Genomic DNA, 19,338 nt, shown 5'->3' on the forward strand with positions numbered 1-19,338 from the left:
GCCGGACCACGCGGGCCGGCGGACCGCACAGCCCTTCGAGCCGCCCCCAAGACCGGTTTCCGCCGCCATGACGCTCATCTTTCAAATCGTGCTGCCGATGTTCGTCCTGGTCGCGCTCGGCTTCTACGCCGGGAAATCGGGCAATTTCAGCAACACGGCGGCTCAGGGGCTGTCGCGCTTCCTCGGCATCTACGCCCTGCCCGCGCTGCTGTTCGCGGCGATGGCCAAGGCGAAGATCCCCGATCCCATCGAATGGGGCTTCGTGGCGTCCTTCTTCGTCGCGGCCTTCATCATCTTCGGGCTGGGTGCCGCCTGGATGCTGTCCATCCGGCGGAAGGACGAGGCGGCGATCGGCGGCTTCGCCCCCTCCTTCTCCTCCATCGGCCTGCTCGGCGCGCCGATCCTGATGGACGCCTACGGATCGTCGGTGGCCATCCCGGTGATGCTGCTGATCCTGTTCCAGTCGCCGCTGCTCTTCACCACGGCGACGATGATCGCCGAGGCGCAGCGGACGGCCGGCGGGCGGCCGGTCGTCGCCGCGGTCAACGCCGTCAAGGCGACCCTGCTCAGCCCGATGATCCTGTCGATCGTCGTCGGGATGGGCTTCAACCTGACCGGCGTCCATGTGCCGGACGCGGTCATGAAGGCGGCCGACTACGCCGCCGCCACCGTGCTGCCCTGCGCCTGCTTCACGCTCGGCACCGCGCTGTCCTTCGGAAAGCTGTCGGGCAAGTTCGGACAGGCGCTCGTCCTGGCGGTGATGAAGACGGTCCTGCACCCGGTGCTGACCTGGGTCCTGGCGGTGGAGGTCTTCCACCTGCCGCCTGACTGGCTGGCTCCCGCCGTGACCGCGGCGGCGCTGCCCATCGGCGTCAACGTCTACGCCTTCGCCGAGCGCTACCAGACGGGGCGGGAGCTGGTGTCCATGTCGCTGCTGCTGTCCACCCTGATGTCCCCGATCTCGATTTCCGTCGCCTTCATGGTGGCGATGGGCTGACGCGGTCATTTCGCCGCAGGCAACTTTCATTATGCGTCCATTTGACGCTTATCACGCACGCCCGATCGCGCGGAACTCCAAGAAACCACGCCAGATAGAAAGCATTCGTCGAAAATCGCTGTGATTTCCGGATGACCGCACCGGTCAGCACGATTGATACACGAATAGAGACTCTGTATCTTCCACTTTGAAGCGTCAAAGCCGCTTCCATCGGGTCGATTTGACAGCGTTGGGCCTATGAACCGCTCCTTTTCGCGAGAATGGCGACCGAACTCCGCCGCTGTGCCGGCAATGGGATCGGCCATCCACGAAGACAGACATACCGAAGTATGTGTTCATCCAATACAAGGTGATGACGGATCTTCGTGTCGTTCGTGACCCAACATTTCAATGCTGTCAAAATCAATGACCGCCGATCTTTACGAGAATTTCAGAAAAGGAGCCCCAGCCTGTGTCCGCATCGGGACGGGCGGGATCTCCCGGGACCCCACCGCGTCCGCGGCCAAGGGGGTCTTCCGCAATAACGCAGGAAAGAAGGGCATCCAGATGATCATTCGCAGCAAGTTCCTGGCGCTGGCGACCGGGACCCTGGCGCTGGCCATGTCGACGACCGCTCTGTCGACGGCCCGGGCCGCCTATCCCGAGAAGCCGATCACCGTGGTCGTCGCCTACGACGCCGGCGGATCGACCGACGTGACCGCGCGCCTGCTGGCTCCCTTCATCGAGAAGCATCTGGGCGGCACCCGGATCGAAGTGGTGAACAAGCCGGGCGCCGGCGGCGAGATCGGCTTCGCGGCCATCGCCGACGCCGCACCGGACGGCTACTCCATCGGCTTCTGCAACACGCCGAACATGGTGTCGATCCCGATCGAGCGTCAGGCCCGCTTCTCGGCGGACCGGCTGGACCCGCTGGTCAACGTCGTCGACGATCCCGGCGTGTGGAGCGTTCCCGGCGACAGCACCTTCAAGACGCTGAAGGACGTCGTGGAGCACGCCAAGGCCAACCCGAACACCGTCACCGTCGGCACCACCGGCGTGGGCTCGGACGACCAGCTCGCCATGCTGCTGGTGCAGCGCCAGGCGGGCGTGCAGTTCACCCACGTGCCCTTCTCCGGCTCGGCCGCCAACTACAAGGCGATGCTCGCCAAGAAGATCCAGATCAGCGGCCAGAATCTCGGCGAGGGGCTGCGCGGTCAGGCCTCCGACCAGATCCGCGTGCTCGGCGTGATGAGCAAGGAGCGCTGGAAGGCCGCCCCGGACATCCCGACCTTCGCGGAGCAGGGCTACCCGGTTCTGATGGCCTCGCTGCGCGGCGTCTGCGCGCCGAAGGGCCTGCCCGCCGACATCCGCGCCAAGCTGGTCGATGCGGTGACCAAGGCCGCCACCGATCCGGAGTTCGTAACGAAGGCCGAGGCGAAGGAGACCTTCCAGCCGCTGCGCGTCCTCAGCCCCGACGCCTTCGCGGCGGAGCTGAAGCAGCTCGACACCGAGCTGAAGTCGCTGTGGCAGTCGTCGCCCTGGCTGAAGTGATCCGGGGCTGAAGCGACCCGGGCGGGCTGGTCCGTCCGGGTCCGGCCCGTCCCCGCAACCGCCCGCCGCCCGCCGCCGGCCGCCGGCCGCCGGCCGGCGTCGGGTGCGGTTCCAGCCCCCCATGACCATCCGGCTGACCATCCGGCGCCAACGGACCGGCCAATGGCTGAAGCAGGTGCTCCATGACTTTCCTCAATCACCTCCACATTCCCACCAAAATGGGAATCCCGGCGGCGACAGCGATCCTGGGCATGCTTGCCATCGCGTTGCTCGGCGGCTCCGCCATCACGGAACAGTCACGCCTGCTGGACACGCTGTTCAACCGCTCCTTCACGCGGGAAGCGGATGTCCAGGCGTTGACCGACACGCTGACCGTCGCCCACGCCGGCCTCTACCGGACGGTGATCCTCAGCACCGCCAACGCCTCCCCCAAGGCGGTCGAGGATGAGGCGAAGGCGCTGACCGAACAGCTCTCCAGGCTGAAGGTCCAGGCGGACAAGATGAAGGGCCAGTCGGCCGCGACCGAGGAGGAGGGGCAGATCCTCCAGCGCTTCGGTTCCGACACCGCCGCCTATCAGGCGAAGGTGACCAGCTTCCTCGATCTGCTGAAGATGGGCGTCGATCCGCTCGACTTCCTGCAGGAGGTCCAGGCGGCCTACGGGCGGCTGAACGGCACCTCCCGCGATTACCTGACCTACCAGCGCCAGCAGTCGGCCGACGCCTACGCCAACGTGAACGCGTCGGTCGACGCGACCACCCAGGCCTTCATCGCCTCGGCGATCGTCGCCCTGCTGATCACGGTGGGCGTGGCGCTGTTCATCGGCTTCAACATCGCCCGTCCGGTGGTCCGCCTGACCACGGTGATGGAACGGCTGGCCCAGGGCCGGCTGGAGGACGAGGTGCCCGCCGCCGAGCGCGGCGACGAGATCGGCCAGATGGCCCGCACCGTCCGCGTCTTCAAGGAGAACGCGCTGCGCGTCCAGGAGATGGCCCGCGAGCAGGAGGCCATGCGCACCCGCGCCACCGAGGAGCAGCGCCGGGCCATGAACAGCCTCGCCGCCGACCTGGAGGCGTCGGTCAAGGCGATGATGGGCGAGGTGGTGCGCTCCGCCGACTCCATGCGCGGCGAAGCCAACGTCATGCTGGAGAACGCCCGGCAGACCAGCCACCACAGCGATTCGGTCGCCCACGCCGTGCAGGAGGCGACGAGCGAGGTGGAGAGCGTGGCCGCCGGCGCCGAGCAGCTCCGCGCCTCCATCGACGAGATCACCCGCTCCATCACCCAGTCGACCCAGCTCGCCCGCGGCGCGGTGGACGAGGCCGGGCGGACCGACTCGATCGTCCAGGGCCTCAGCGAGGCCAGCCGGAAGATCGAGGAGGTGGTCGGCCTCATCAACAACATCGCCGGCCAGACCAACCTGCTGGCTCTGAACGCCACCATCGAGGCGGCCCGCGCCGGCGAGGCCGGCAAGGGCTTCGCCGTGGTGGCGCAGGAGGTCAAGAGCCTCGCCAACCAGACCGCCAAGGCCACCGACGAGATCGGCGCGGAGATCGCGGCGGTGCAGGCGGCGACGACCGCGGCGGTCAACGCCATCCGCGCCATCGTCAACACCATCCGGCAGGTGGACGAATCGCTCAGCACCGTCGCCGCGGCGGTGGAGGAGCAGGACGCCGCCACCCGCGACATCAGCGAGCGCTCGCAGCGCGCCGCCACCGACACGGTGGCCGTGCTCCAGGAAATGCGGCTGGTGCAGCAGGCGGCGGAGACCACCGGCCATTCCGCCGGCGCCGTCCAGACCACGACGGAGGAGCTGTCGCGCAGCTTCAACCGGCTGGACAACGAGATCGAAGCCTTCATCACCCGCATCACCGCGGCCTGACCCGGCCCGATGCGGGGAGGACGCCGTGGCGTCCTCCCGCACCGCCCACGAAAAAGGCCCCTCTTCCACGTGGAAGAGGGGCCTTTCCCATGCGGCCTTTTCCGTTGGGTTTTCCCCGATCACTTCAGCCAGGGGAACTCGCGCCAGAGGTTGCGGAAATCGCCGTCCAGCTCCTTCAGCTCCGCCGAGAAGGCTTCCGAATCGAGGATGCGCAGCGGCTGGTAGGTGTCGCGGGCCTTGCTCTGGAAGTCCGGATCGTTGGCGGCCTTGGTCACCGCATCGACCAGCTTGGCGCGGATCTCCGGCGGCAGGCCCTTCGGCGCGCCGACGCCGCGCAGCGACGCCATGGTGATGTTGTAGCCCAGTTCCTTGAAGGTCGGCAGGTCGGGCGCCATGTCCCAGCGCTGCGTGCTCATCACGCCGAGGATGCGGATGTTGTCGCCGCCGGCCTTGCCGCGCAGCCCCTCGCCCAGATTCTGGCCGCAGATCTGGGTGTGGCGGCCGAGCATGGAGCGGTAGTTCTCCGCGCTGCCGGGAAACGGCACATGGGTGAAGCGGACGTTGGCCTGCCGCTGGAGCAGCAGCATGCCCAGATGGTCGTCCGACCCGACACCGGTGGAGCCCAGCGTGATGGTGTTCGGGTTGGCCTTGGCCTGGGCGACCAGATCCTCCACCGTCTTGTAGGGGCTGTCGCCGTGGACCGTCATGATGCCCGGGTCGTCGACGATGTTGACCAGCGGGTCCAGCCGGTCGAGCGTGAAGCGGGCGTTGCGCTCGATCGGGATGGTCACGACGTTCGGCGTGTTGATGAAGCCGATGGTGTAGCCGTCCGGCGTGGCGTCGGCGATGGCCGCGAAGCCGATCTCCCCCCCGGCGCCGCCGCGATTCATCACCACGATCCGTGCGCCGCCGCCCAGGTATTTTTCGATGAAGGGGGCCAGCATGCGCGCGGTCACGTCGGTCGATCCGCCGGCCCCGTAGGCGACGATCATGGTGATCGGCTTGTCCGGGTAGGCGGCCTGGGCCGCAGTCGCGCCCAACAGCAGGGCACAGGAGGTCAGGAGGCTGGAAAGGAAACGTCTGGCTTTCATGGTCGGCTCCGCCAAATGCTGCCGCCCGATCACCACAACGGAGCGTCGCCAAAGAGCGTCCCGTGGCATCGGTTGCACAATTCATAGTAACACGATTTTTTGTACACAATAGTATTTAAGGCGCAACCATAGTGAGAGGACTGGACACAATGCCGCGCCGGCCATCGTCACCGGCCATCGTCACCGGCCATCGTCGCCAAATGGCGACGGCTCGAACGGCCTTTCCACCTGGGAAAGGCCGTTCGAGCCGGTTCCGTCCTTGGGAGACGGGAGTCAGTTGATCGGCTCGGCGCGGTTGCCGAACAGGGCGCGCAGCTTGCGCCCGATGGCCGCGACCAGCAGGCCCTGGTTGCCGCCCTCCGGCTTGGGGAACCAGTCCGGCTCCTCGGCCTGGATGCGCCGGACCACCGTCAGGAACGCCTCGACCACCAGCGGGTCGAAGTCCTTGCCCGCCCGTTCGGCGATCCAGGTGATGGCGTGCTCCACCCCCCAGGCCTTGCGGTACTGGCGGTCGGTGATGAGGGCGTCGAACACGTCGGCCACGGCCATGATCCGCGCCGACACCGGGATCGCCCCGCCGCGCAGCCCTTCCATGTAACCCGACCCGTCGTAGCGCTCGTGGTGGTAGCGGGCGATCTCCGCGGCGATCGACAGCAGGCTGCGCCCGCGCAGGGGCAGCGCCGCCTCGCTGAGGATGCGGTGGCCGATCAGGGTGTGGCGCTGGATGGCGGCCATGTCGTTGTTCGCCAGCTCGCCGGGAATGCCCAGCGTCTCGTCCGACACGCTCAGCATGCCGACGTCATGCAGCAGGGCGGCCAGCCCGACCTTCTCCACCAGCTCCTCGTCCAGCTCGTCGGCGAAGCGGCCATGGACGCGCAGCTCGCGTGCGATGTCGCCGACCAGCCGCTCGATGCGCTGGAGATGGCCGGCGGCGGCGTTGTCCTTGTATTCGGCGAGCGACCCCATGGCGAGGACGGTGGCCTTCTGGGCGGTGTTCAGCTCCTCGAACAGCAGGGCGTTCTCGAAGGCGATGGAGCATTTGTTGCGGAACAGCTCCAGCAGCTGCCATTCGCGCGCGGTGCCCTCGTTGTTGTGGCCCTCGACGTAGATCATGCCGATGATGCCGCCATGGGCGCGCAGCCGCAGGGCGCAATAGCCCGGCTCCACGATGGTCTCGGAACTCGGGCTCAGCCGCTCCAGGGCCGCGGCCACGTTGGGCTCGCCCAGCTCGGCGACGTCCACGTCCTTCCACTTGGCGAAGCGCCCGGTGGAGGCGCGGACGCGGATGCGGCGGTCGCGCGGCAGCGTGTCGCCCTGGATGCACAGCAGGGCGTGCCGCCCGATGCCCAGCAGCCCGACGACGCGCGGCAGGATGTTGGGGAACAGCACGTCCGGGGTGCGCATCTCCAGCAGGCCGGTGGTCGCCACCAGCATGCGGGCCAGCGCCTTGCGCCCGGCCGCCTGGGTCTGCAGATTGGTGAAGGCGCGCAGCCGCGGCACGACGGCGGTGCGCAGCGCGCGCGCCGTCAGCCCGTCCTTCAGGCGGTAGTCGCTGACGTCGTGGCCCTCCACCACCTCCTCCTCCGGCGCCCGCTCGGGGTGGGCGGTGCAGACCAGGATGCGGACGCGGCTGTTCCCCAGATCCTTGCGGATGTGGTCGATGAAGGCGAGCCCTTCGGGCGGCCCATCCGCCGCCGGGTCCAGCACCGGCTCCAGCAGGACGGCGGCGGTGTTGGGGTTGCGGTACAGCGCCTCCCGCGCCTCGGCGGCGGTCGCGGCGGTCAGCACCGTCACCGGCGCGCCATCCAGCGCGAAGCCGTCGAGCGCGGCGCGTGTCAGCCCGGCCAGCGCCGGATCGGGATCGACCACGAGGACATGCAGGCGGGGCTTGGCGGGCGGAACCGGGATGGCCTCCGGCGGGCGGGCGTCGTCGTTGGTCATGACCGTCTCGATGGTTGCGCGCCATGAGCGCGCCTGCACAAAAAATACGCCCACTTTCCGACTCATTCAACTTTCATCGATTTGGATGCGAAGGGCTTCTCCGTAATAACCGCCTCTTCCGGTTACGCCCCTCCGCCTGTTGCCTGTTGCGGCAAATCGGCTACCCTCTGCCTACAACGGCGGCAAACCGCCGCAAAAAATCAGGGAAGGATTGGAGCGATGGCTCTCAGGGCCGAACAGCTCAAGGACGAGCTGACCGAAGAGGTCGTGCGGCAGGTTCGCGAGCGGCTGGGCCGCAGCCGCGCGGCACCGGCGGAGCGCTTCGTACGGCAGTTCTACGACAACGTCCCGCCCGACGACATCATCCAGGCTCCGGCGGAGCAGCTCTACGGCGCGGCGCTGGCCATGTGGCAATGGGGCCAGCAGCGCGAGGCGGCGGACCGCGCCAAGGTCCGCGTCTACAACCCCCGCGTCGAGGAGCATGGCTGGCAGTCCCACCGCACGGTGGTGGAGATCGTCAACGACGACATGCCCTTCCTCGTCGATTCGGTGACCGCCGAGCTGAACCGCCAGGGGCTGACCGTCCATCTGGTCATCCACCCCGTGGTGCGGGTCAAGCGCGACGCCGACGGCCAGCTCGTGGAGCTGTACGAGCCCGCTGCGGCCCCCACCGACGCGGCCCCCGAATCCTTCATGCATGTGGAGGTCGGCGCGGTCACCGGCGCCGCCGCGCTCGACCAGGCCCGCGAGGGGCTGGAGCGCGTGCTGGCCGACGTGCGCGCCGCCGTCGCCGACTGGCGGGCCATGCGCCAGCAGGTGCGCGCCGCCATCGTGGAGGCCGACTGCGCCCGCGCCGCCGTCCCGGCCATCATCCCCGACGACGAGGTGGACGAGGCCAAGGCCTTCCTGTCCTGGGCCGACGACGACCATTTCACCTTCCTCGGCTACCGCGAGTACCGCTTCGAAAGCGGCGCCGACGGGGCGGACTCCTCGCTGGGGCTGGTCGCCGGCAGCGGTCTGGGCATCCTGCGCGACGACTCCGTCACCGTCTTCGACGGGCTGCGCAACTACGCCACCCTGCCGCCCGACGTGCGCGACTTCCTGCGCAACCCGCGCGTCCTGATGGTGACCAAGGGCAACCGCCCCTCCCCCGTGCACCGCGCGGTGCCGATGGACGCCTTCCTCATCAAGCGCTTCGACGCCGAGGGGCGGATCATCGGCGAACGGCTGGTCGCCGGCCTCTTCACCTCCGTCGCCTACAACCGCAGCCCGCGCGAGATCCCCTATCTCCGCCGCAAGGTCGCGGAGGTGATGGATCTGGCCGGCTTCGACCCGCAGGGCCATGACGGCAAGGCGCTGCTGCACATCCTGGAGACCTACCCGCGCGACGAGCTGTTCCAGATCCAGGTGCCGGAGCTGCTGGACATCGCGGTCGGCATCCTGCACCTGCAGGAACGGCAGCGGCTGGCCCTGTTCGTGCGCAAGGACCCGTTCGAGCGCTTCGCCTCCTGCCTCGTCTACGTGCCGCGCGACCGCTACGACACCACGCTGCGCCGGCGCATCCAGTCCATCCTGGAGGCCGCCTACGACGGCACCTGCACCGGCTTCACCACGCAGCTGACCGAAAGCGTGCTGGCCCGCCTGCATTTCATCATCAAGACCGAGCCGGGCCGCGTGCCCGCCGTCGACGCCACCGATCTGGAAACGCGGCTGGTCCAGGCGTCGCGCGGCTGGGACGACCATCTGCGCGACGCGCTGGTCGAGGCCCATGGCGAGGAGCAGGGGCGCACCCTGTTCCGCCGCTACGCCGACGCCTTCCCCACCGCCTACCGCGAGGAGTTCAACGCGGAGGCCGCGGTCTTCGACATCGAGCGGATCGAGAAGGCGACGGCCCAGGGCGCGCTGGGCATCAACCTCTACCGCCCGCTGGAGGCCGAGGGCGACGAGCTGCACGTCAAGATCTACCATGAGGGCCGCCCGGTCCCGCTGTCCGACGTGCTGCCCATGCTGGAGCACATGGACCTGAAGGTGATCACCGAGGCCCCCTTCGAGATCGCCATCGCCGGCCACGCCGCCCCGGTGTGGATCCACGACTTCACCGCGCGCTCCCAGAACGGGCTGCCCATCGACTGCGCGATGGTGAAGGAGAAGTTCCAGGACGCCTTCGCCGCCGTCTGGGACGGCCGGATGGAGGATGACGGCTTCAACCGCCTCGTGCTCCGCGCCGGCCTGACCGCGCGGGAGGTGACGGTGCTGCGCGCCTACGCCAAGTACCTGCGCCAGGCCCGCATCCCCTATGGGCAGGACGTGGTGGAAAGCACGCTGGCCGGCCATCCGGCCATCGCGCGCAAGCTGGTCGCCCTGTTCCACAGCCGCTTCGACCCGGCCCGCCGCCCGCAGAACGATCCGGGGCTGGCCGCGGAGATCGAACGCGCGCTCGACGGGGTGAAGAACCTCGACGAGGACCGCATCCTGCGGCGCTTCCTCAACCTGCTGTGCAACACGCTGCGCACCAACGCCTATCAGAGTGGCGCGGACGGGCGGCCCAAGACCTACCTCTCCTTCAAGATCGACAGCCGCAACATCGACGACCTGCCGCTGCCCCGCCCGATGGTCGAGGTGTTCGTCTACAGCCCGCGGATGGAGGGCGTCCATCTGCGCGGCGGCAAGGTGGCGCGCGGCGGCATCCGCTGGTCCGACCGGCGCGAGGATTTCCGCACGGAGATCCTTGGGCTGATGAAGGCGCAGATGGTCAAGAACACCGTCATCGTGCCGGTCGGCTCCAAGGGCGGCTTCGTGGTCAAGCGCCCGCCGCCGCCGTCCGCCGGGCGCGAGGCGGCGCTGGCCGAAGGCATCGAGTGCTACAAGACGCTGATGCGCGGCCTGCTGGACATCACCGACAATCTCGACGCCGAGGGCGCGGTGGTGCCGCCGCCCGAGGTGGTCCGCCACGATGAGGACGACCCCTATCTGGTGGTCGCCGCCGACAAGGGCACGGCGACCTTCTCCGACATCGCCAACTCGGTGTCGGTGGATCACGGCTTCTGGCTGGGCGACGCCTTCGCGTCGGGCGGCTCCGCCGGCTACGACCACAAGAAGATGGGCATCACCGCCCGCGGCGCCTGGGAATCGGTGAAGCGCCATTTCCGCGAGCTGGGGCACGACACCCAGACGCAGGACTTCACCGTCGTCGGCGTCGGCGACATGTCGGGCGACGTCTTCGGCAACGGCATGCTGCTGTCGAAGCACATCCGCCTGCTCGCCGCCTTCGACCACCGGCACATCTTCGTCGATCCCGACCCCGACGCCGCGCGGAGCTGGGAGGAGCGGCAGCGCCTGTTCGACCTGCCGCGCTCCTCCTGGGCGGACTACGACGCGTCGCTGCTGTCCGCGGGCGGCCGCGTCTTCGACCGCTCCGCCAAGTCGCTGGAGCTGACGCCGGAGATCCGCCAGCGCTTCGGCATCGCCAAGGACCACATCACCCCGCTGGAGCTGATGCAGACCCTGCTGAAGGCCGAGGTGGACCTGCTGTGGTTCGGCGGCATCGGCACCTACCTGAAGGCGGCGGAGGAGACCAACGCCGAGGTCGGCGACAAGGCCAACGACGCGCTGCGCATCGACGGGCGCGACGTGCGGGCCAAGGTGATCGGCGAGGGCGCCAACCTGGGCGTCACCCAGCGCGGCCGAATCGAGGCGGCGCGGCACGGGGTGCGGCTGAACACCGACGCCATCGACAATTCGGCGGGCGTCGACACCTCCGACCATGAGGTGAACATCAAGATCCTGCTGAACGACGTGGTTGTCCGCGGCGACATGACGCTGAAGCAGCGCGACCAGCTGCTCGCCGCCATGACCGACGAGGTGGCCGGTCTGGTGCTGGCCGACAACTACCTGCAGAGCCAGGCCCTGACCGTCGCCCGCGCGCAGGGTCCCGACGCGCTGGAGGCGCAGGCCCGGCTGATCCGCGCGCTGGAGAAGGCGGGGCGCCTGAACCGCGCCATCGAGTATCTGCCCGACGAGGAGGAGCTGTCCGCCCGCATGGCCAACCGCGAGGGGCTGACCCGGCCCGAGCTGGCGGTGCTGCTGGCCTACGCCAAGATCACGCTCTACGACGATCTGCTGGCGTCGGACCTGCCGGACGATCCCTTCATGGCAGACGACCTCACCCGCTACTTCCCCAAGCCGCTGCGCAAGGCCCATGCGGAGGCGGTGGGCCGGCACCGGCTGCGGCGGGAGATCATCGCGACCAGCGTCACCAACAGCCTCGTCAACCGCACCGGCCCGACCTTCGTCAAGGAGATGATGGAGAAGACCGGCATGGGCCCGGCGGACGTCGCCCGCGCCTACACCATCGTGCGCGACGCCTTCGGCCTGCGCTCGCTGTGGACGGGGATCGAGGATCTGGACAACGTGGTTCCCGCAGCACTCCAGACCGCCATGATCCTGGAGACGGTCCGCCACATGGAGCGCGCCGCCGCCTGGTTCCTGGCGAGCTGCCCGCAGCCGCTGGACATCGCCCGCGAGACGGAGGCCTTCCGGCCGGGCATCGAGACGCTTCTGGCCGGTCTGGACAACGTGCTGGACGCCGAGGAGACGGCCCGCCTGACCGCCCGCGTCGCCTCCTACCAGGAGCAGGGCGTCCCCGCCGAACTGGCCCGCCGCATGGCGGCGCTGCCGGTGCTGGCCGCCGCCCCCGACCTCGTCCGCATCGCCGGGCGCACCGGGCGCGGGGTCGCGGACGTCGCCGCGGTCTACTTCATGCTGGGCCGCCGCTTCGGCCTGGAGTGGCTGCGCGACAAGGCCGCCGCGGCGAAGGCGGAGAACCATTGGCAGAAGCAGGCGGTGGCCGCCCTGGTGGACGACCTGTTCGCCCACCAGACCGCGCTGACCACCCGCGTCCTGGAGGCGGTGGACCAGCTTCCCGCGGAAGCCCCCGTGGAGGCCTGGATCGCCCACCGCCGCCCGGTGGTGGAACGGGTGGAGCAGCTGCTGTCCGAGCTGCGCACCCAGCCCAACGTCGACCTGTCGATGCTGGCGGTGGCGAACCGGCAGCTTCGCGGCCTGACGGCGGGGTAAATGGCTTGAAAACCCCTCTTCCGGCCCCCTTCGGGCGGGTCCGGAAGAGGGTTTCCCATGCGTCCAGCCCGCTTTCCGGGTATGGTGCGGCCAATCCAAGGATTGTCCGCCCAACCGGAGCCGCCGCGATGACCGACCCCCAGCCGACCCTGAACGACGCCATCCGCCTGCTGCGGACGAACGATCTGGGCGGGGCGGAGGCGGCCTGCCGGGCGATCCTGGCGACCGACCCGCACAACGCGCAGGCCCTGCACCTGCTGGGTGTCGTCGCCGCCCACACCGGCCATCCCGACGGCGCGCTCGACCTTTTCGCCCTGGCCATCGCGGAAGACGGCAAGGATCCGTCCTTCCACAACAGCCGCGGCAGCCTGCTCTTCCAGCTCGGCCGCGCGGCGGAGGCGGAAGAGGCGTTCCGCGCCGGCATCGCCCTCAACGACCGCCTGCCGGAGCTTCACGGCAACCTGGGCAACGCGCTGAAGGCGCTGGGCCGGCTGGACGACGCCGAGGGCGCCTTCCGCGCCGCCCTGGCCCTGCGCGGCGACGCGCCGGAGATGCACAATTTCCTGGGCACCACGCTGCGCGAGCTGGGCCGGCTGGACGAGGCGGAGGCCGCCTTCCGCGCCGCGCTGGAGCGGGCGCCGGAGTATCTGGAGGCCCGCTACAACCTCGCCGAGGCGCTGAGCACCCGCGGCGCCCTGGAAGAGGCGGAGGAGGCGTTCCGCGTGGTGATCGCGGCGGCGCCCCGCTTCGTCCCCGCCCATGTCGGCCTCGCCCACACGCTGCAGAGCCTCGACCGCGCCAACGAGGCGGTGGAGGCCATCGAGGCCGCCCGCGCCATCGCGCCGGACCATCCGCTGGTGCAGTTCACCCGCCGGCTGATCTATTCCAACGCCGTCCCAGGCTGGCACCTGCCGATGATCAACGACTTCGAGCGCAACGACGCCTACGAGGCGGCGCTGAAGCGCGCGGTGACCCCGGACTCGCTGGTCCTGGAGATCGGCACCGGCTCGGGCATCGTCGCCATGATGGCGGCACGCGCCGGGGCGCGGAAGGTGGTGACCTGCGAGGTGAACCCGATCCTCGCCCGCATCGCCCGCGAGACCGTCGCCAACAACGGCTACGCCGACCGCATCGACGTCGTGCCGAAGCTGTCCACCCGCCTGTCGGTGGGCGAGGGCGGCGACCTGCCGGAGAAGGCCGACGTCTTCGTGTCGGAACTCATCAACATCGGCATGCTGGCGCCGCGCATGCTGTCGGTCCTGCAGCACGCGCGCACGCATCTGGTGAAGCCCGGCGGCGCGATCATCCCGCGCGCCTCGACCGTCTACGCCATGCTGGTGGAGACCCCGGAACTGGCCCGCATCAACCCGGTGAAGACCATCGGCGGCTTCGACATGTCGACCTTCGACGTGTTCCGCTCCCCCGGCTACCAGCAGATCGACCTCGGCGCCGACACCCACACGCCGCTGTCGGCCGCCTTCACCGCGCTCGACTTCGACTTCACCCGCAACATGCCCGAGGAGGGCGCGCGGGAGATCGCCGTGGAGATCACGGCGGAGGGCACCTGCCACGGCGTGGCCTTCTGGTTCGACCTGCAGATGGACGAGGAGGTCACCTACCGCTCCGAAAGCCGGTCGCGGACGAACCACTGGAAGCAGGCGATGACCTATCTGGAGACGCCGATCCGCGTGCGCCCCGGCGACCGGCTGACCATCGTCGCCCGCTACGACAACAACCAGATTTCGTTCGGCGTGGGCGGTTGAGCGGGCGCAGGCCCCGCGTTCGCCCCCGGGCTGGAGCCAGTCGACCGACGCCGAACCGGAGAGGACCCATGAGCACCGACAAGACGTCCGACCGCATCGCCACCGACATCGCCGTCACGCCGCCGGACCTGTCGGACCTGGAGCGGCAGAAGGCGGAAATCGAGGCGATCCAGGCGCAGATGACGCAGTTGCGTGCCCGGATCGATCAACGTTTGGAAGACCAGCGCCCCACCATCGACCTCGTTCCGGTCCACCTCGACGAATCCTCACCGGCGACGGCGTCCACGGCCATTCGCCCGCGAGACTAGAGCGCGCCCCTTTTGACAACCCTGGCCTGTGCGTTATAGGCTGCCATCAACGGTTGGCGGCGGCGAACGCCCGCCTGGATGGTCGGGAGGGTCTCACATGTCGATCACGGCGGCGAACGGGCAAGCGTCGGGTTCAAGCCTCGCCGGTTCCAGCCTTAAGGCGGCCTTGACCGTGCTGAGGGGCGCCGACAAGGGAACCTCCGCCAACACGGCCGCCGGGCAACCGGCGGCAGCCTCCGACGGCCCGGCCGTCTTCGTCACCCTCTCCGTCGAGGCCCAGGCCTTCATGGCCACCACCACCGCGTCCAAGGCCGGCAAGACCGGAAACGGCGGGGCGGGGGGACCTTACGCCGCCTATTTCCCGACGCGCGACGGCAAGCCCGCCACGGCGCTGGCGAAGGCGGTGTCCGATCCGGGAGCGGTGTCCAGTTCGGCGGGCCTGAGCGGGCCGGCCATCGCCAAGGACGCCCGCGCCCGCATGGACGCGCAGTACGAGGCCATGAAGGCTGGCGGCAAGCCCTTCGATTTCGACAGCTTCGAGGGCCGCGACTGGTACTCCCTGATGGGCGATCTCGACCGCCGCTCGCTCGAAGCGGTCCGCAGCAACGCCGGCGGCCAGTTCAGCAAGCAGGAACAGGACATCGCCCAATCCATCATGGCGCAGCAGGAAGGGCTGGCCATGGGACTCTACAACGGCCCGATCAGCCAGGAGGCCAGCTTCGTCGATCCGTTCCGCGGCGACGAGGCGGCGCGGCGGAAGGCGAACCTCACCTTCCTGGACGCCGTCGGCCCGGAGGAGAAGACCTCGACCGAATGGGCGACGCGCCGGGCATCGGCGCAGGTGTCCTACGAAATCCTCACGAGGGAGAAGGGCGAGGAACCGGAAACGCTCGGAAGCGACAACCCGCTGGCAGCGCTGATCAAGCAGGCGATGGACCGTTCGCAGTCCGACCCGCTGCGGCACATCCCCAAGACGCCGGAGGAGTTGAAGACGCAGGCCTGGTTCAAGGGCTTCGAGTCCCAACTGGACAGCGCCGTCGCCCAAAACACGGCTCAAGGCATCGCCCAGGGCATCGCCCAGGGCATCGCACAGGCGAAGGCCACCACGCCGCCGTCAGGGCCCGCCAAACCGGCGTAGCTCCGCCCCCCGGTTGGCATTCCCGGCCGCTTTGCCTAGAGTGGGCCATCCCGGACAACAGATGGCCGATCCTTCAGCATGCCCCACACCGCCGAGGCGCCGAGCCGCCGTGCCATCGCGTCCTGGTGCCTCTACGACTGGGCGAACTCGTCGTACAACACCATCATCACGACCTTCATCTTCTCGGTCTATTTCGCCCGCGGCGTGGTCGGGGACGAGGTGGCCGGCGCCTCGCGCTGGAGCGCGGCGCTGACCGTCGCCGGGCTGCTGATCGCCCTGCTCAGCCCCATGCTGGGCGCGGTGGCCGACCGGACGGGACGGCGCAAGCCGTGGATGGCGCTGTTCACCGCCCTGACCGTGGTCTTCTGCGCCGCGCTCTGGTGGGTGAAGCCCGATCCCTCCCACGCGCTGTTCGCCCTGGTCTGCGTGGTCATCGGCACCGTCGCCTTCGAACTGGCGAACGTCTTCTACAACGCCAGCCTGACCGCGCTGGCGCCGCCGCGGATGCTGGGGCGGATTTCCGGCTGGGGCTGGGGCATCGGCTATTTCGGCGGGCTGGCCTGTCTGGTGGTCGCCCTGTTCGTCTTCGTGAAGTCCCCCACCCCGCTGTTCGGCCTGCTGGACACGGCGGAGCAGGCGCCGGTGCGCGCCACCGCCCTCCTCGCCGCCGCTTGGTACGGGCTGTTCGCCCTGCCCTTCTTCCTGTTCGTTCCGGACGTGCCGGCGACCGGCCTCGGCATCCGGCAGGCGGCGCGGGAGGGGATGGCGACGCTGCGCCGGACGCTGGCGGAGACGCGCAAGTACCGCAACACGCTGCGCTTCCTGATCGCCAGCGCGATCTACCGTGACGGCATCAACACCATCACCGCCTTCGGCGGCATCTTCGCCGCCCACGCCTTCGGAATGAGCTTCGAGGAGATCCTGCTCTTCGCCATCGCCCTGAACGTGGTGGCCGGCGTCGGGGCCATCGGCTTCGCCTGGGTGGACGACCGGATGGGGGCCAAGCCGACCATCCTGGTCAGCCTGATCGGCCTGACCGCCTTCGGCGTGCCCCTTCTGCTGGCGACGGAGAAGGCGTGGTTCTGGGTGCTGGCCCTGGGGCTGGGCGCCTTCTTCGGGCCGGCGCAGGCCGCCGGGCGGTCGATGATGGCGCGGCTGGCCCCGCCGGGCATGGTGGGGGAGATGTTCGGGCTCTACAGCCTGACCGGGCGCATGGCCGGCTTCGTCGGGCCGCTCGCCTTCGGGCTGGCCACCACGCTGTTCGACAGCCAGCGGGCCGGCATGGCGAGCGTTGTGGCTTTCTTCGTGATCGGTTTTGGGCTTATGCTGGCGGTTCGGGAGCCGGCACCGGGCGATGCGAATACGGTGCGACAGTCCGCCGCGGCATGACGGCGGATTCACCCAGCGGAAGCTGCTAACTTGCCTTTTGCTGCGACGCACAACGAACTTGGCGCGGAGGGCGGAACGGACATGTTGCACATCAAGGACATCGAGGCCTTCGCGCACATCAACGAGGCGCTGGCCCGCGACCACGCCGCGGCGCGTGGGGAAAGCGACTCGGCGGGGCATCCTTCGCCCCATCATCCCGCAATGCATCCGGCGATGCTGATCGCCATGGCGGCGACCGGGCGCCTGAAGCCGGAAGACGGTGCGGACGGGAAAACGACGCAGGCCGAAGCCGCCGCCTTGCTGGCGCGGCTGATGGGGGCGCGGCGGGGGTAAAGGGTTCTGGGGGGCGGCGTACTTGCCCCCTCCCCGGCCCTCCCCCGCTTACGCAGGGGAGGGAGAATGGTCCCCTCCCCTGCGTAAGCGGGGGAGGGTTAGGGTGGGGGCAATGGAAGCGCCCCCGCCCGTCTCAGTGCCGGAAGTGCCGCATCCCCGTCAGCACCATCGCCAGACCCTTTTCATCGGCGGCGGCGATGACGTCGTTGTCGCGGATCGAGCCGCCGGGCTGGATCACCGCCGTCACGCCGGCCTCCGCCGCGGCCAGCAGGCCGTCCGCGAAGGGGAAGAAGGCGTCCGAGGCGACCACCGAGCCCTTGGTCAGCGGCTCGCTCAGGCCGGCGGCCTTGGCGGCCTCCGCCGACTTGATGGCGGCGATGCGCGCCGAATCGACGCGGCTCATCTGACCGGCGCCGACGCCCACCGTGGCGCCGTTCTTGGCGTAGACGATGGCGTTCGACTTCACGTGCTTGGCGACGCGGAAGGCGAAGAGCAGGTCGGCCAGCTCCTGCTCCGTCGGGGCGCGCTTGGTCACCACCTTCAGGTCGGCGGGGGTGATGCGGCCGTTGTCGCGGTTCTGCAGCAGGAAACCGCCGGACAGCTGCTTCACCATCATGCCCGGCTCGGCCGGGTTCGGCACGTCCTTGGTCAGCAGGACGCGCAGGTTCTTCTTGGTGGCGAGCAGGGCGCGGGCCGCGTCGTCGGCGTCCGGGGCGATCACCACCTCGGCGAACAGCTTGGAAATCTCCTCCGCCGTGGCGGCGTCCAGCGGGCGGTTGACGGCGATGATGCCGCCGAAGGCGCTGACCGGGTCGCACAGCAGGGCCTGCTTGTAGGCGTCGAGCAGGTTCGCCCCCTCGGCCACGCCGCAGGGGTTGGCGTGCTTGATGATGGCGACGGCCGGGCGCTCGAACTCGGCGACCAGCTCGAAGGCGGCGTCGGTGTCGTTCAGGTTGTTGTAGGACAGCTCCTTGCCCTGGAGCTGGATCGCCGTCGCCACACCCGGACGCTGCTCGCCGGTGACGTAGAAGGCCGCCTGCTGATGCGGGTTCTCGCCGTAGCGCAGGGTCTGGCTGAGCTTGCCCGACAGGGTGGTGCGCGGCGGGAAGGTCTCGCCGAGCTGGCCGGCCAGCCAGGAGGAGATGGCCGCGTCGTAGGACGCCGTGCGGGCGTAGGCGCGCTGGGCCAGGGTGCGGCGGAGCGTCAGCGTGACGGCGCCGTCATGGGTCGCCAGCTCGTCCAGGACCGCCTCGTAATCCTCGGGGTCGGTGACGACGGTGACGAAGTCGTGGTTCTTGGCCGCGGCGCGGATCATCGCCGGGCCGCCGATGTCGATGTTCTCCACGCAGTTGGCGTAGTCGGCGCCCTTCGACACCGTCGCCTCGAACGGGTAGAGGTTCACCACCACGAGGTCGATCGGCGGGATGTCGTGGGTGGTCATCGCCTCGGCGTGGATGTCGCGGCGGGCCAGGATGCCGCCGTGAACGCGCGGGTGCAGCGTCTTGACGCGCCCGTCCATGATCTCCGGGAAGCCGGTGTGGTCGGAGACCTCCTTCACCGGAATGCCGGCTTCGGCCAGCCGCTGGGCGGAGCCGCCGGTCGACAGGATCTCCACGCCCTTGGCCGCCAGCGCCTGGCCGAGCGCGACGAGGCCCGTCTTGTCGGACACGGAGATCAGCGCGCGCGTGATGCGGACGAGATCGGGGGCGGGCGAGTGGGCGACGTTCGGCGGGCTCATCGGGGCATCCTGGCTGTCATGGAACCGGCTGCGGCGGACCGGGCATGGGAAGACGGGGCTCGGGAAGACGGGACCTGACCGATCCGGAAAAGCGAAACACCCCGCTTCGTCACCCCCGCCCGGGCGGGGATCACGGTCGCAGGGCGAACACTCC

12 protein-coding genes are annotated in these 19,338 nt (G+C 69.3%); 9 read left to right on the top strand and 3 right to left on the bottom strand.

Annotated elements, in window-relative coordinates; genetic code table 11:
• The first annotated feature begins 67 nt into the window (after positions 1 to 67).
• From TSH58p_RS09935 to TSH58p_RS09945, 3 genes are all read left to right on the top strand, one after another.
• Positions 68 to 997, top strand: a complete 930-nt coding sequence (locus TSH58p_RS09935) for an AEC family transporter (RefSeq protein WP_109072059.1) — start codon at positions 68 to 70, stop codon at positions 995 to 997.
• A gap of 546 nt (positions 998 to 1,543) precedes the next feature.
• Complete coding sequence (locus TSH58p_RS09940) at positions 1,544 to 2,527, top strand: tripartite tricarboxylate transporter substrate binding protein (protein ID WP_109072058.1); 984 nt, start codon at positions 1,544 to 1,546, stop codon at positions 2,525 to 2,527.
• Between the two features lie 182 nt (positions 2,528 to 2,709).
• Entirely contained in the window at positions 2,710 to 4,407 is a 1,698-nt protein-coding gene (locus tag TSH58p_RS09945; protein ID WP_109072057.1) for a methyl-accepting chemotaxis protein, read from the top strand.
• Positions 4,408 to 4,526: 119 nt separating this feature from the next.
• Here the strand turns inward: TSH58p_RS09945 and TSH58p_RS09950 are convergent, their stop codons facing one another.
• On the bottom strand, positions 4,527 to 5,498 hold the full coding sequence (locus tag TSH58p_RS09950; RefSeq protein ID WP_109072119.1) for a tripartite tricarboxylate transporter substrate binding protein: 972 nt from the start codon (positions 5,496 to 5,498) through the stop codon (positions 4,527 to 4,529).
• 273 nt (positions 5,499 to 5,771) lie between these two features.
• Positions 5,772 to 7,439: an HD domain-containing phosphohydrolase gene (locus TSH58p_RS09955; protein WP_109072118.1), complete on the bottom strand. Its 1,668-nt coding sequence runs from the start codon at positions 7,437 to 7,439 to the stop codon at positions 5,772 to 5,774.
• Positions 7,440 to 7,658: 219 nt separating this feature from the next.
• Here TSH58p_RS09955 and TSH58p_RS09960 point away from each other — a divergent pair, with 219 nt between their 5' ends.
• From TSH58p_RS09960 to TSH58p_RS09985, 6 genes are all read left to right on the top strand, one after another.
• Positions 7,659 to 12,515 carry an NAD-glutamate dehydrogenase gene (locus TSH58p_RS09960; RefSeq protein WP_109072056.1) on the top strand — a complete coding sequence of 1,619 codons (4,857 nt, stop codon included), beginning with the start codon at positions 7,659 to 7,661 and terminating at the stop codon, positions 12,513 to 12,515.
• Between the two features lie 128 nt (positions 12,516 to 12,643).
• Positions 12,644 to 14,278: a tetratricopeptide repeat protein gene (locus TSH58p_RS09965; protein WP_109072055.1), complete on the top strand. Its 1,635-nt coding sequence runs from the start codon at positions 12,644 to 12,646 to the stop codon at positions 14,276 to 14,278.
• 68 nt (positions 14,279 to 14,346) lie between these two features.
• Positions 14,347 to 14,586 (top strand): hypothetical protein, encoded by a 240-nt coding sequence (locus tag TSH58p_RS09970; RefSeq protein ID WP_109072054.1) that lies wholly within the window; start codon positions 14,347 to 14,349, stop codon positions 14,584 to 14,586.
• 97 nt (positions 14,587 to 14,683) lie between these two features.
• Positions 14,684 to 15,724, top strand: a complete 1,041-nt coding sequence (locus TSH58p_RS09975; protein ID WP_109072053.1) for a hypothetical protein — start codon at positions 14,684 to 14,686, stop codon at positions 15,722 to 15,724.
• 78 nt (positions 15,725 to 15,802) lie between these two features.
• Complete coding sequence (locus tag TSH58p_RS09980) at positions 15,803 to 17,113, top strand: MFS transporter (protein WP_109072052.1); 1,311 nt, start codon at positions 15,803 to 15,805, stop codon at positions 17,111 to 17,113.
• Between the two features lie 81 nt (positions 17,114 to 17,194).
• A complete protein-coding gene (locus TSH58p_RS09985) occupies positions 17,195 to 17,446 on the top strand; it encodes a hypothetical protein (protein ID WP_109072051.1) in 252 nt (83 codons plus the stop codon).
• A gap of 133 nt (positions 17,447 to 17,579) precedes the next feature.
• Here the strand turns inward: TSH58p_RS09985 and purH are convergent, their stop codons facing one another.
• The gene (gene purH, locus TSH58p_RS09990; protein WP_109072050.1) at positions 17,580 to 19,184 is read right to left on the bottom strand and encodes a bifunctional phosphoribosylaminoimidazolecarboxamide formyltransferase/IMP cyclohydrolase; all 1,605 of its coding nucleotides are present in this window, start codon (positions 19,182 to 19,184) and stop codon (positions 17,580 to 17,582) included.
• Positions 19,185 to 19,338 lie beyond the last annotated feature (154 nt).

Origin of the sequence: Azospirillum sp. TSH58 (assembly GCF_003119115.1) — a bacterium.
Lineage (GTDB): Bacteria > Pseudomonadota > Alphaproteobacteria > Azospirillales > Azospirillaceae > Azospirillum.

Bases quoted from the DNA above. Each gene is read 5' to 3' on its own strand.
- TSH58p_RS09935 (WP_109072059.1), top strand. From the start codon at position 68: ATGACGCTCATCTTTCAAATCGTGCTGCCGATGTTCGTCCTGGTCGCG.
- TSH58p_RS09940 (WP_109072058.1), top strand. From the start codon at position 1,544: ATGATCATTCGCAGCAAGTTCCTGGCGCTGGCGACCGGGACCCTGGCG.
- TSH58p_RS09945 (WP_109072057.1), top strand. From the start codon at position 2,710: ATGACTTTCCTCAATCACCTCCACATTCCCACCAAAATGGGAATCCCG.
- TSH58p_RS09950 (WP_109072119.1), bottom strand. From the start codon at position 5,498: ATGAAAGCCAGACGTTTCCTTTCCAGCCTCCTGACCTCCTGTGCCCTG.
- TSH58p_RS09955 (WP_109072118.1), bottom strand. From the start codon at position 7,439: ATGACCAACGACGACGCCCGCCCGCCGGAGGCCATCCCGGTTCCGCCC.
- TSH58p_RS09960 (WP_109072056.1), top strand. From the start codon at position 7,659: ATGGCTCTCAGGGCCGAACAGCTCAAGGACGAGCTGACCGAAGAGGTC.
- TSH58p_RS09965 (WP_109072055.1), top strand. From the start codon at position 12,644: ATGACCGACCCCCAGCCGACCCTGAACGACGCCATCCGCCTGCTGCGG.
- TSH58p_RS09970 (WP_109072054.1), top strand. From the start codon at position 14,347: ATGAGCACCGACAAGACGTCCGACCGCATCGCCACCGACATCGCCGTC.
- TSH58p_RS09975 (WP_109072053.1), top strand. From the start codon at position 14,684: ATGTCGATCACGGCGGCGAACGGGCAAGCGTCGGGTTCAAGCCTCGCC.
- TSH58p_RS09980 (WP_109072052.1), top strand. From the start codon at position 15,803: ATGCCCCACACCGCCGAGGCGCCGAGCCGCCGTGCCATCGCGTCCTGG.
- TSH58p_RS09985 (WP_109072051.1), top strand. From the start codon at position 17,195: ATGTTGCACATCAAGGACATCGAGGCCTTCGCGCACATCAACGAGGCG.
- purH (WP_109072050.1), bottom strand. From the start codon at position 19,184: ATGAGCCCGCCGAACGTCGCCCACTCGCCCGCCCCCGATCTCGTCCGC.